Below are 13,554 nucleotides of genomic sequence, written 5' to 3' on the forward strand. Positions count from 1 at the left end.
GTGGAAGAATTATTAGATAATTATATCCGATTTTTATATACATTAACACCGAAACATTTTTTTGAAATGTTTTGGTTTTATTTTGTGTTTGAATTCATCAGGTATTTTTTACTCGAATTTTTTGTCCTTAATCTCGCCAAAGTAAAACAATGGGTTGATCGGCCAAAACGTGAAGATGCCAGAAGGAGATTGTTCATAGAAAATCCATTAGTATCAATTCTGATTCCTGGAAAAAACGAAGGTAAACATATCTACAAGCTCGTCAATTCACTACGAGAACAAACCTATAAGAATATTGAAATTATTGTAGTTGATGATGGCTCAGATGATGATACACCAACTATTGGGCGTTCGCTTGAAAACGCACGATTAATTACTAAATTTTTAAGAAATGATGTCAGAGGAGGGAAGGCCTCTGCAGCCAATATGGCACTGCGTTTTGCTAAAGGGAAATACATTATTCACCTCGACGCAGATTGCTCATACGATTTAGACGCAATGGAAAACATTTTAATTCCATTTTTTATGGATGAGAATGTTGGAGGTGTTGGGGGGAATGTAAGTGTAAGGAATCACAAAGAAAGCTTAGTAACGACATTGCAGGCCATTGAGTATTTTAATACCATAACAACCGGTCGAACAGTGACGTCTTACTTGGGAATTTATCGAATTATTTCGGGTGCTTTTGGCGCTTTTCGTGCCGATGTTCTTCATCAATTAAAAGGATGGGATATCGGTCCGGGCTTGGATGGGGATATTACTGTTAAGATTCGTAAAAAAGGTTATAAAATAAAATTTGCGCAGGATGCTAACTGTTTAACCTCTGTTCCTAATACCTTTAAAAAATTAATTAAACAACGTCTCCGATGGGATAAATCATTAGTTAGGTTTAGAATGCGTAAACACAAAGATGTTCTATTTCCAAACCATTCTTTTCGTTTTCTAAATTTTATTTCTGCATTTGAAAACATTTTGTATAATGTTGTGTTGAATTTTAAATGGTATGTTTATTTGACCATAATGCTCACTTTTTATCGACCTCTTTTTGTCAACATTTTCATTACCAATGTTTTGCTGTATACGGCCACCAATTATGTCAAATTTATCATGTATTCTTTATACCGTCCTAAAGCACATGCCTCTATGTCCTATTTTTTAGTGTATTTACCATGTATGGTTTTCTATTACGGTATTTATTTAAGGGTAGTTAGAACGATTGCTTATTTACAGGAATTATTATTTAAAAAGTCGTATCAAGATCCGTGGAACCCACCAAAAACCTCTATTCACGCCCGTTATCTTGGAATTTAATCTAAATCAAAATCTTCCCAAAACTCGGGGTAACTTTTAGACGTACATTCTTTACCAATAATTTCAATCGCTCCTTCATTGGTCAAGGCGGCGGCAATTGCACCTGCCATTGCTATTCGATGATCGTTATGAGCATTGATTTTACCACCTTTTAAACCTCCCGTACCATTAATCACCATTTGATTGCCTTTAAGCTGAATGTTTAAACCTAATTTTGTAAACTCTTCTTGTAAAACTAATCCTCGGTCACTCTCTTTATTTGAGAGCCTATTTACACCTAGAAATGTGCTTGTACCCTTTGCGGCTGCAGCCAAAACTACAAGTGAGGGAAAAAGGTCAGGACAGTTTGTTGCATCAAAGTTAAATGGTTGAATGATGGATTTATAGATGGTTAAAGTATCATTTACCCATTCGTAATTTACCCCAGCTTTTTTAAGGGCGATGAGCATAGCTTTATCACCCTGCACCGAAAGTGGGTTTAAACCGTTTATTTGAATGCCTTTTTTAAGGGCACCATGTACCATCCATATTGATGCTCCACTGTAATCTCCTTCAACAGTGTACGCTTGTTTTAATTGATAATTTTGTGTACCGTTTATTATAAAGTTTTCAGGTTGAGGTTCTTCAATTTGGATATTGAATTTTCGTAAAACATCTAAGGTGATATCGATATACGGACGACTTGTTAAATTGGCAACTTTAACGTTTGATTTTTCATTGAGTAGGGGAAGGGTCATCAATAATCCCGATAAATATTGAGAACTCATTGACCCGTCAATATTGATTTCTCCTCCTTGTGCAAACCCCGAAATGCGAGCCGGTAATTTATTTTTGTTTAAATGACATTTTAAGCCAATTTGAGGCAAAATTGTGAGAAAGGGGGCCATTGAACGATCGAGTATACTCCCTTCTCCAATTATTTTATAATCCTTTAATAAAACTCCTGCAATCGGTCCAATTAAGCGACATCCTAAACCAGATTCACCTATGTTTAATTCACTTTCTGGCGAATTGATTCTACCAGTTATCATTAGGGATTGATCTTGTTTTTCAACCAAAGCACCAAGTTGCTTTGCAAGAGAGGTAATGTGCCTGACATCTTCGCTATTACCGACGTTTTTTATCTGCATGGGAGATTCACCTAAACTAGCCGCAAGAATAGCACGTTGAGCATAGCTTTTCGAAGGTGGCACTTTAACCTTGGTAATTGTTTGATGATGAGGGATAATTTGATTCATTATTTATTCATTACGCTTGTTTGGTGTCGAATAGATTCTTGATGAATGGCCTCTAGATACCGTTCAATAAATTTCGTAGTTAATCCTTTGTCTTGTCCCGCTTTAAGTTGTAATTGACGAATTTCTTCCCATCGTTTTGGTTGCAGTATGGTGATGTGATGTTCCTTTTTATAAGCGCCTATTTCTTCAGCTATGCTCATTCTTTTTTGAATTAAAGACAGCAGTTCAAAATCAATTTCATCAATCATTGTACGCAGCTCATTCAAACTTTTTTTAACACCAGCATCTAAAATTGATTCCGATCGTATGATAAGGTTGTCAATGAGTTCGTTCAGTGTATTCGGTGTTATTTGTTGTTGCGCGTCGCTCCAAGCGTCATCAGGTGAAAGATGCGTCTCAATCATGAGGCCATCATAAATCAAATCCATTGCTTTTTGAGCAATACTGGATAATATATCACGGCGACCACCGATATGGCTTGGATCACAGATTAGTTTTAGGTGAGGAAATTCATTTTTTAATGCTAAAGGGATTTCCCACATGGGTTCATTTCTGTAGGTTTGACTTTTTGCCGCTGAAAATCCACGGTGAATTGCATTAACTTTCTGTATCCCCGCATTTTTAATTCGTTCAATAGCCCCAATCCATAAATTCAAATCAGGGTTAATAGGATTTTTTACCCAAACAGCAACCGATGTTCCTTCCAGAGCATCTGCAATTTCCTGAACGGCAAAAGGGTTAACAGAGGTACGAGCACCAATCCAAAGATGTTTTAATCCAGCTTTTAAAGCAGCCTCAACATGTTTTCTATTGGCAACCTCAGTAATGGCAGGAATGCCTGTTGTTTTGCTTGCAGCCATTAACCATGGCAATCCAATTTCGCCTACTCCTTCAAAAGAATTAGGTCGGGTTCGAGGTTTCCAAATACCTGCCCGTAGGAAATCAACTTTCTCCGTTTTTTTTAAAGCTAAAGCTGTATTCATCATCTGCTCTTCAGTTTCGGCACTACAAGGTCCAGCTATGATTAACGGTTTTTGTTTATTGTGATTTTCTGCCATTGTTACGAATTATGCATTACAAAATTACAAACTATTTAGCGTTTATATGAGGAAAAACGGTGTGTTCACGAAAAGGTCTTTTACCCCTTGGCTTAGCGATTGTAACAATTGTTTGAGCTCTTTTGTTCATTTACTGATATTTAGCACTAGAACAAAAAGCGAGTGTGTAAAGCGCGACCTTGATCGCGTTAGCGACAGAAAGGGAAGCCCCAAAAAATAATCAACAGAACTGGACGATGGAATAAAAATTATGGGACTAAAGGTATTGGCATATCTGCGTTTGTAAAAAAATATGTAGTTTTGGTTGAAAAGTCGGTTTAATCAAAAATAGACCTGAATTTATCAAAAACTTATAAGCATGAAGGGAATTGTATTAGCGGGAGGTTCTGGAACGAGGCTGTATCCATTAACAAAGGCGGTTTCGAAACAAATATTACCGATTTATGATAAGCCGATGATTTATTATCCGGTTTCGGTATTGATGCTTGCTGGAATTCGCGAGATTTTGATTATCTCTACGCCTCGCGATGTAGAAGTTTTTAAAGAATTATTGGGAGATGGTTCTCAGTTAGGTCTAGAAATTACCTATAAGATTCAACCTTCTCCAGATGGTTTAGCACAAGCATTTATTTTGGGAGAAGACTTTATTGGCGATGATAATGTATGTTTAGTTTTGGGCGATAATATCTTTTATGGTTATGGATTTCCGAAAATACTAAGGTCAGCAGCCAATTTAGAGACTGGCGCCGTCGTTTTTGGATATTATGTAAACGATCCAGAGCGTTATGGAGTAGTAGAATTTGATGAAGCGCGCAATGTGGTTGGATTAGAGGAAAAACCAAAAGATCCCAAGTCTAATTATGCGGTAACTGGCTTGTATTTTTACGATAATACAGTTGTTAAAAAGGCGAAAACGTTAAAACCATCGGCTAGGGGAGAATTGGAGATTACTGATTTGAACAAGTGTTATTTAGCCGAAGGTAGTTTAAAAACTGAATTGTTGGGTAGAGGTATGGCATGGTTGGATACAGGTACACATGAGTCGTTGATACAGGCTTCAAATTTTATAGCTTCAATTGAGCAAAGACAAGGCTTGAAAGTTTCTTGTCTGGAGGAAATAGCCTATAGAAATGGTTATATCGATGCTGCACAACTCGAAAAATTGGCAAAACCTTTGGCTAAAAATCAATACGGACAGTATTTATTGAAGTTGTTGGATAAACGTAAATTATCGTTTTAGTTAGGTTCGAGGGGATCGTTTTTAAATTTGGATTGATTTTATGGTTGCTGCATATAAACTGCATTTTCATTTTATTTTATCGCTCGTAGTTCTGTATGTTGTCGGTGTTTGGGGTGGACCAATTATTTATGCGCTTTTACCCATTGCTTTATTATTGTTTGGTACAAAAAATCGTTTTTTCGAATTGTTTATTCTAACGATTTGGATGCTCATTCTTTCCGATTATGTGCCCGTTGCAAATGCAACGCATGATGATTTGCAGTTTGCAAAAGACTTAAAACCGCTCATGCCACTATTTTTAGTTGGAATGTTGTTGCGGTCACGCAATTCGTATCGCCCCCTTCCACAGGTATTTTTGTATTTCGTGCCCTTTTTTGTGATTGCGCTCCTGTCTTCTTCTCTTGGTCCAAATCCGGCAAAAGGTATTCAGAAAACCATTTCATTCATACTGATGTACTTGTGTGTTCCTTTTTTTGTGGTGTATTTGCATAAGCAATACAAAGAGATGTTTTGGAAATCATTGCTGACCTTTGTAATCGGGATGTTAATGATTGGGATTGTCTTAAAATTTGCAGCTCCGGATATTGGAAACCTATCTACTGGAAGGTTTAAAGGCGTTTTTGGAAATCCGAATGGATTAGGACTATTTTTGAATTTAATCTTTGTTTTATGGATCGTAATAAGTGAATTTAAGTTAGCCACCTTTACGCGAAAAGAGAACAATCTGATTTTTATAGTACTACTTTTATCCCTTATCTGGTGTGGATCTCGGAATGCGATGACCAGTATGATATTGTTTTATGTTGTACATAAAATCATTAAAGTCAATTGGTTTTTAGCTTTGGTTGCCGTGGCGGCATTATTGATATTAAATGATCCGTTTTTCGAGTTGTTAATTGATATAATTGAGTTTTTTGGTTTGGAAGAATTTTTTAGGATTGAATCAATAGAAGAGGGTTCTGGGCGAAAAATAGCGTGGGTTTTTGGATGGTCACAAATAGATACGTATTATTTTATTGGAGGAGGATTTGGGTATACGGAAGACTTGTATGCCGCTAACTATAAACATTTGTCCAGCCTTGGACACGAAGGTAATGCACATAATAGTTACCTTACTTTTTGGCTCAATAACGGAATTTTAGGTGTCATAGCTTATTTTGGAGGCTTATTAACACTTGTTTTGCGCAGTATGCGTCATAATTATATAGTTCTTGCTTTCTTAGTAGGACTTAGTTTTAATATCATGTACGAGTCTTGGTTAGTGGCTTCATTAAACCCCTTCACGATTATTTACTTAACCATTCTTACGATTCTAGCGACGAACCTACATGGCAAAGATTTTTTACCCACAGAAGTCGCAATTGGAAAATAGAATTCTTGTCAGTAACAATTAAAAAAAATCTGTACGATTGCTTAAACCATTTTTTAATCTAACGGTCAAAGTTAGAAATTAAAGGTTATGAGCAGAGACATGGAAGAAATATTTAACGCGGTGATTGGTTTTATATTAATGCTTATTCTGTTTTTAATTTAGACTTTGTTTTTAACGGTTTCAAGTACGCCTGATTTCTCCTCTTTTGGAATAAAGAATAATGCGACAAACCCTAGAATAAAAAATGTAATTAAGGCCAAAACAGAAGTCCGCATATGTCCTGACGAAGCTTCTACGTAACCAAAAATAATCATTCCCAATACAATTCCAATTTTTTCCGTGATATCATAGAAACTAAAAAATGACGCCGTGTCTTTTGTTTCAGGTAAGTATTTAGAATATGTAGAGCGGGACAATGCTTGGGTGCCTCCCATTACAAAACCAACAATTCCTGCTAGGATGTAAAAATTAATTTCGTCATAGACAAATAAATAAGCGTATGTGCAGCAAAGCGACCAAATAAATAGGGCTACACCAAGTGTTTTTACATTGCCAATTTTTTTTGCAGACCAACTAAAAGCATACGCACCTGGAATGGCGATAAATTGTATGAGTAATACAGCTATAATTAAACCGGCTTCATTAGCATTTGGTCCTACAAATACTTCTTTTTTTGCGAATAATACAGCAATTAACATCACGGTTTGAACGCCCATGCTAAATAAGAAAAAAGAGATTAAATAACGTTTTAAGCGTTTTGTGGTTCGAATGAAATGCCCAACTTTTAATAATTCTCGAAACCCGTTACCTAAAATTTTTCCAGTTACTTTGTTTTTACTCGAAGCATTAGGTAGTATACGATAAGTAAACTGGCTAAAACCGATCCACCAAATTCCCGTTAGAATAAAGGCATATTTAGCCGGCATTCCAACAATCTGAATTAGAATTAAGCACGCAATTAAAAGTATAGAGGCACCGCCGTAACCAAGTGCAAATCCTTTTGCACTTAAGCGATCATGATCTTCTGGTGGAGCTACTTCGGGTAAATAGGCATTATAAAAGACTAAGCTATTCCAAAACCCAACGCTGGCAAGAAATAAAGACAACATACTTAGCTCTATTTGCGCAGGATTAAAGAAGAAGAGGGTAGCGGTTGATAATGCACCCAAATAACAGAAAAATTGTAAAAACCTTTTTTTACTTCCGCTATAATCAGCTATTCCGGAAAGTATAGGAGAAAGAATACAGACCATAATGAAAGATGCTGCTACAACATAGGAGTAGAGTACAGTGTTTTTAATTTCCAACCCAAAAAAAGTAACCAAATCAGAAATTACTTCTTCGTTAGGACCATAAGAGCTCGTCATTTTCTCGTAAAAAATGGGAAAAATTGCTGTTGATATAACGAGTGGGTAGACAGAATTGGCCCAGTCATAAAAGGCCCAGCCATTCATTGTTTTTTTATCTCCTTTGACAATCATACAAGTAGGTTTTATATGGTGTCCTAAATATAAGTAAGATTTTGAAGGGAGGGCAAAAAAAATCCCGTTTCCATGGTTGAAAACGGGATTGATTAAATAATATTGGTTTTTTACTTAATGAAGGTAAAGGTCACACGTCTGTTTTTTGCTTTTGCAAGATCGTTATGTGCTTTATCTGCAGGTTGTGTATTTCCTTTTTCTTCCGTTAGGATTCTGGTGTAGTTAACACCGTTACTCATCAAGAAAACTTTAATTGCTTCAGTTCTTTCTTTACCCAAATTAGTTAATTCAGGATCTTCAGCTTCATTTTCATCCAGGTGACTTGTCACCATTATTTTTGCTTTATTGTTTTCCAATAGAATGGTAAGGATGTTTTTTAAGTGAGCTTCACTGTTCTTAGAAATTTCAGCATCTCCATAACCGTAATATACTGAGGTAAGACTGGCAACTTGCTCAGGTTGTAATCCATCAATAGACATTGGAGCAACTTCATAAATAAATTTAGTTTCAACTGTACGGTCATCTGCTTGGCATTTACAATCAGATTCTTCATCAATTTCTACAACAGAAATATTGTCAACGTAGTAATAAGCACTTACTACTTGCGCACCAGAAAAGTCTTTACTCTTTTTTAAGCGGCTATTCTCAGTGCTTCCGTTCGATGAAAAGTTACCAATTGTGATAAACTTTTCTCCACCTTCCGCTCTGTACACTCCGCAAACTTGATCCCAACCAAACTGCCCACTAAACACAGGATTGTCTTTATGTTGAACATGTGTTTGCGTTAAAATACTCTTAGCTTCGCTGATATTATACTGCTTTTTTGAGAAGTTAGCTCCGATATTGTTGGAAGCATATTTTGAAGCTTCAGCTAAATTAACATAAAACGTTACACAATATTTCTGGTCTTTACGCAAAACTTGCTTTAACCTTGATGAAATATAAGTTCTAGCTTCTTTGTCATTATAGCTAAATGCGCGAATACCCACGTAATTTTCTCCATCTTGTGGATCTTCCATTCCTAGTTCATTACTAGGCGTTCCGTAATCCTCTTTTACTTTACCAGCAAACAGATCAGCCGATGCTTTAGTAGGTGACATCCAACCAACTGCAACTGCAATTGCTCCTCCTCGCTTGATTCGCCCCTCTGTTTGCTCGAAACTTGGGTTCTCTACCAGGTTATTCATATCCTGTGCAGATAAATTTACCATTAAACTTAACGATAAAAACGAAATAATAATTTTCTTCATTTTTCTATTTTTTTAATTAATTGAATGTGCTTTCACAGTTTCAATAAAACACTTTACCTTTTCAGGGTCGGTATCCGGATAAACTCCGTGCCCCAAATTAGCAATATGCCGTCGATTACCAAAAGAATTCAACAAGTTTTTTGTATTCTTCTCAATTGTGTTAAAATCGGAGTAAAGCACGCAAGGATCTAAATTTCCTTGTAACGTCTTTTCCATTCCAATAATTCTCCGACTTTCTTCAATATCCATGTTCCAATCGATACCAATTGTTTGGCAATCTAAGGTTGAAAGTTCCTTTCTGGCATAATACGCACCTTTTGCGAAAACAGTTACGGGAACTTCGTTAATTGCTTCACATATCCTTCTTACATATTTCGTTCCAAACTCTGAATAAGTAGAAGGAGAAAGGATACCGGCCCAAGAGTCAAATACCTGTACAACATCAGCCCCTGCTGCGATTTGAGCTTTTAGGTACTTTATTGTTACATTGGTAATTTGGTCTAAAATCTTGTGGGCTAAGTCGGGTTGAGAATATAAAATTCGTTTGGCTTTTGAGAACGTTTTTGAACCTTCACCTTCCGTCATATAACAAAAAATTGTCCATGGAGCTCCGGCAAAACCAATTAAAGGAACGCGGTTATTGAGTTCTTTTTTTGTGACTTTAATCGCTTCTAAAACGTATCCTAAACGGTCCTCTATGTCGATTTGGTCGGAAATTTTGCTCAGGTCTTCTGTTGAGCGAATGGTGTTTTCAAACCAGGGTCCTTTTTTTTCAATCATTTGGTAAGGAAGTCCCATAGCTTCTGGGACAACAAGAATATCAGAGAAAATAATAGCGGCATCTACACCTAAAATATCAACAGGTTGAATGGTTACTTCTGCTGCCAAGTCAGGAGTTTCAACAAGTTCTTTAAATCCGCTTAAGCTTGATCGGACGGCACGATATTCGGGTAATATTCTACCAGCTTGGCGCATTAACCAAACCGGAAATCTTTCCGTTTTTTCGCCATTAATCATTCTTAAAAAAATATCGTTTTGATATGTTGTCATAATTTTACCAATTAATAGGAGCTTTACCTTGCAAAGCTAATAGTTCATTTGATTTACTGAAGGGTTTTGAATTAAAAAATCCTCTGTAGGCAGATAGTGGAGAAGGATGCGGGCTTTTTAAGATATGGTGTTTATTCTCATCTATCAATTTCGTTTTATTTTGCGCTTGTTTACCCCAAAGGATAAAAATGATTCCGTCCAAATTAGAAGAAATAGTTTTGATAACTTCATCGGTAAACAATTGCCACCCTATATTGGCATGAGCATTTGCTTCCCCTTCTTTTACCGTAAGCACTGTATTCAATAATAACACTCCTTGTTTTGCCCAATCTGATAAATCACCTGCTGTTCGATTTTTAGTGGGAATATCTTGATTAAGTTCTTTGAAAATGTTAATGAGGGATTTGGGTAAAGGGCTCACATGTGGAGCTACGGAGAAAGCAAGACCATTTGCATGTCCTTTAGTTGGATAAGGATCTTGACCTAAAATAACTATTTTTGTTTGTTTAAACGAACATAAATTGAAAGCCCTAAAGACTTGTTCTTTTTTTGGGAGAATTGAATTTTGGGAATAGGCAATTGATAGATTTTCAATCAGTTTTTTATATTCAGCTGACGCTAGTTGTTTTCTCAAAACGTCTTCCCAACCTTTATCCGTAAATTTTATCATTGCCTAAGGTATAAACAGAAAAAGGTCTAGCGCTATTGCACCAGACCTCAAGTCTTTTTTATTCAGAATACTAAAGTCCGTTTACGTGACTTGTCAAGCTTGAAATTAAGTTCGCAGCTTTGTTCTTGTGAATAACACGACGTTTTGCTAATTTGTCAATCAAAGAAGTCACTTTTGGAAGCATTTCCTCAGCTTCTTTTTTGTTTGTATTAGCTCTTAACGCACGTACAGCATTTCGCACAGTTTTGTGCTGATACTTGTTTCTTAAACGCTTTGCGTTATTCGAACGGATTCTTTTTAATGCCGATTTATGATTTGCCATAATATCTTTCGTTAATCTTTCTTTCTAATCTAATTTTTTCCTAACCACTTTTCTCTCTCACTCCTCATGGAGAAGTTGTGTAGCCCATAGGAGAATCGAACTCCTGTTTCCAGGATGAAAACCTGGCGTCCTAACCACTAGACGAATGGGCCATTACATTAATTTTTAAATGTCTTTGATTGTTTATGAACCTCCAAAATACATTCGTAGCCCATAGGAGAATCGAACTCCTGTTTCCAGGATGAAAACCTGGCGTCCTAACCACTAGACGAATGGGCCAATACTTTAAATTCGAAATCGATTTTTCAAATTTGGAGTGCAAATATAAGTCTAATTTCTCTAACTGCAAGCAAAAAAATCACTTTTTTTTAAGTAATATTTTCTCTTGATTCAAACTTGAATCCTAATCGCTTGCCAGTCTTTAGTTTAGAGCTGTGATTTAAATTTCGTAAATCTTGTACAGTTGCTTTTTGCACCGCTTTATAAGGAGGAGTATAAAGGTCAAAATCTACTGCATGAATACTTAAACGGAGAATAATATCTTGTATAATTTCCTTGGAAAGTATCTGATGCATGAAATCTTTATAGATAAATCCTAGTTGTCCTTTGCCTTCAATTAAAAAATGACTTTCTCTGTTTATAAATATTCTACTGATTAAATAACCAACATCATGAAGGCGATTGTATTCGTAGGAGTCAGCTAAAAAATTATAGACATTGATAATGCCACAGTAACCATTCATGGGGTTCTGTTGAACGTATGAAGTTCTTGAAGAGTAGGAGTTCGCATCGAGCTGAAAAATATTAGTATGCATAGAGAAAACAATAGCATCACTTCCGATATACAATTCAACATCCGTGTCTCCCTTTTCAATAACCCTAAGTCGAACGCGGGCATCAGGAATGTCTTTACGAATTAATTCAACGCTTTCTTTTAGTTCGTCTTTGAATACTTTGAACCAATTTAAGGTGTTTTGATAAACATCGAGTTTAACACTTGTTTTATTGTTGAGGAGTTGCGATAAGTAGGTTCTTCCTTTATCCAAATGTTCTGCGAATTTTTTTTCATCCATATTAGTAGGCTTTTGCAAAAATTACGCGTTGTTTTGATGGTTTTCCCGTGACCATACAAATTCCTTCTTCTTTTTCTCCATTTAACGGTATACAGCGAATAGTTGCTTTTGTTTCTTTTTGAATTAATTCTTCCGTCTCTACTGTTCCATCCCAATGAGCGAGGTAAAAACCAGGTTCATTTTCTATTTTAGTTTTAAATTCATCGTAAGAATCAATTTTTTGTGTTTGAGCTTCCATGCGTTGTTGAGCTTTAGCATAGATATTGTTTTGGATTTTTTCCATTAAATCTACAACATGTTCAACAACATTATCAAGTGAAATTGATTCTTTTTCTTGCGTATCACGTCTTGCAACTTCGATTTGGTTTTTTTCTAAATCTCTAGCACCTACAGCAAGTCTAACGGGTACTCCTTTTGCCTCATATTCCGCAAATTTCCATCCTGGACGTTTTTGATCATCATCGTCAAATTTTACATTTAGTCCAGCTACGCGTAGGCTTTTTATAATTGGGTTAATTTTTTCTTGAATTAATGTCAATTGCTCCTCACCTTTAAATATAGGAACAATAGCGACATGAATTGGCGCTAATTTTGGTGGTAAAACGAGTCCTAAATCATCTGAATGCGACATAATAAGTGCCCCCATTAAACGAGTTGAAACTCCCCAAGATGTCGCCCAAACATGATCCTGTTTTCCCTCTTTGTCGGAGAATTTAACATCAAAGGCTTTTGCAAAGTTTTGACCTAAGAAATGAGACGTACCTGATTGAAGCGCTTTTCCATCTTGCATCATAGCCTCAATGGTATACGTTTCTTCAGCACCTGCAAAGCGTTCACTTTCTGATTTTATACCTCTAACGACTGGCATTGCCATAAAGTTTTCCGCAAATTGCGCATAGACTTCAAGCATTTGTTCAGATTCTGCTACAGCTTCTTGTTTGGTTGCATGAGCAGTATGACCTTCTTGCCATAAAAATTCCGCTGTTCTCAAGAAAAGACGCGTTCGCATTTCCCAACGAACAACATTCGCCCATTGATTTATTAAAATCGGTAAATCACGATACGATTGAATCCATTTCTTATAGGTATTCCAAATGATAGCCTCAGAAGTTGGACGAACGATTAATTCCTCTTCAAGTTTCGCTTCTGGATCTACAATAAGTTTACCTGGATTATCTTGATCCGATTTTAAACGATAATGTGTCACGACCGCACATTCTTTGGCAAAACCTTCTGCATTTTTTTCTTCCGCTTCAAATAATTTTTTTGGCACAAACAATGGAAAATAAGCATTTTGGTGTCCCGTTTCTTTAAATTGACGGTCCAATTCCGCCTTAATATTCTCCCATATTGCAAAGCCATAAGGCTTAATTACCATGCAACCTCTTACATCTGAATTTTCAGCAAGGTCGGCAGTTTTAATAATATCTAAGTACCACTTTGAATAATCTTCTTGGCGTGAAGTAATTTTTTCGGCCATTTTTGGTAT

12 protein-coding genes and 2 tRNA genes are annotated in these 13,554 nt (G+C 36.2%); 3 read left to right on the top strand and 11 right to left on the bottom strand.

The window, feature by feature from the left end:
- Complete coding sequence (locus A8143_RS15825; RefSeq protein ID WP_066759897.1) at positions 1–1,311, top strand: glycosyltransferase family 2 protein; 1,311 nt, start codon at positions 1–3, stop codon at positions 1,309–1,311.
- On the opposite strand, the gene aroA is transcribed toward A8143_RS15825, so the two are convergent.
- Together aroA and A8143_RS15835 are read right to left on the bottom strand one after the other, a co-directional pair.
- Positions 1,308–2,549, bottom strand: coding sequence for a 3-phosphoshikimate 1-carboxyvinyltransferase (aroA, locus tag A8143_RS15830; protein ID WP_066759899.1), 1,242 nt, complete (start codon positions 2,547–2,549; stop codon positions 1,308–1,310). The genes A8143_RS15825 and aroA overlap by 4 nt on opposite strands.
- The gene (locus tag A8143_RS15835; RefSeq protein ID WP_066759901.1) at positions 2,549–3,607 is read right to left on the bottom strand and encodes a chorismate mutase; all 1,059 of its coding nucleotides are present in this window, start codon (positions 3,605–3,607) and stop codon (positions 2,549–2,551) included. The genes aroA and A8143_RS15835 overlap by 1 nt, the downstream gene beginning before the upstream one ends.
- 358 nt (positions 3,608–3,965) lie before the next feature.
- Between A8143_RS15835 and rfbA the strand changes: the two genes are divergently transcribed.
- Together rfbA and A8143_RS15845 are read left to right on the top strand one after the other, a co-directional pair.
- Positions 3,966–4,847 carry a glucose-1-phosphate thymidylyltransferase RfbA gene (gene rfbA / locus A8143_RS15840; protein WP_066759903.1) on the top strand — a complete coding sequence of 294 codons (882 nt, stop codon included), beginning with the start codon at positions 3,966–3,968 and terminating at the stop codon, positions 4,845–4,847.
- A 40-nt stretch (positions 4,848–4,887) separates the two neighbouring features.
- Positions 4,888–6,219, top strand: a complete 1,332-nt coding sequence (locus tag A8143_RS15845) for an O-antigen ligase family protein (RefSeq protein WP_066759905.1) — start codon at positions 4,888–4,890, stop codon at positions 6,217–6,219.
- Positions 6,220–6,377: 158 nt separating this feature from the next.
- Here the strand turns inward: A8143_RS15845 and A8143_RS15850 are convergent, their stop codons facing one another.
- The 9 genes from A8143_RS15850 to proS form a co-directional block, all read right to left on the bottom strand.
- Positions 6,378–7,700, bottom strand: coding sequence for an MFS transporter (locus A8143_RS15850; protein ID WP_066759907.1), 1,323 nt, complete (start codon positions 7,698–7,700; stop codon positions 6,378–6,380).
- 110 nt (positions 7,701–7,810) lie between these two features.
- A complete protein-coding gene (locus tag A8143_RS15855; RefSeq protein WP_083261425.1) occupies positions 7,811–8,950 on the bottom strand; it encodes an OmpA family protein in 1,140 nt (379 codons plus the stop codon).
- 12 nt (positions 8,951–8,962) lie between these two features.
- Entirely contained in the window at positions 8,963–10,000 is a 1,038-nt protein-coding gene (gene hemE / locus A8143_RS15860; protein ID WP_066759912.1) for a uroporphyrinogen decarboxylase, read from the bottom strand.
- 4 nt (positions 10,001–10,004) lie between these two features.
- Positions 10,005–10,670 (bottom strand): uracil-DNA glycosylase, encoded by a 666-nt coding sequence (locus tag A8143_RS15865; RefSeq protein WP_066759914.1) that lies wholly within the window; start codon positions 10,668–10,670, stop codon positions 10,005–10,007.
- Positions 10,671–10,740: 70 nt separating this feature from the next.
- The gene (gene rpsT, locus A8143_RS15870) at positions 10,741–10,992 is read right to left on the bottom strand and encodes a 30S ribosomal protein S20 (RefSeq protein WP_066759916.1); all 252 of its coding nucleotides are present in this window, start codon (positions 10,990–10,992) and stop codon (positions 10,741–10,743) included.
- Between the two features lie 80 nt (positions 10,993–11,072).
- Positions 11,073–11,144: transfer RNA gene (locus A8143_RS15875), tRNA-Glu, on the bottom strand.
- Positions 11,145–11,199: 55 nt separating this feature from the next.
- A tRNA-Glu gene (locus A8143_RS15880) sits at positions 11,200–11,271 on the bottom strand.
- Between the two features lie 89 nt (positions 11,272–11,360).
- Positions 11,361–12,065 (bottom strand): hypothetical protein, encoded by a 705-nt coding sequence (locus A8143_RS15885; protein WP_066759917.1) that lies wholly within the window; start codon positions 12,063–12,065, stop codon positions 11,361–11,363.
- Position 12,066: 1 nt separating this feature from the next.
- Complete coding sequence (gene proS, locus A8143_RS15890; RefSeq protein WP_066759918.1) at positions 12,067–13,545, bottom strand: proline--tRNA ligase; 1,479 nt, start codon at positions 13,543–13,545, stop codon at positions 12,067–12,069.
- Positions 13,546–13,554: the final 9 nt, after the last annotated feature.

It is taken from the genome of Crocinitomix algicola (assembly GCF_001661595.2).
Classification (GTDB): domain Bacteria; phylum Bacteroidota; class Bacteroidia; order Flavobacteriales_D; family Crocinitomicaceae; genus Crocinitomix; species Crocinitomix algicola.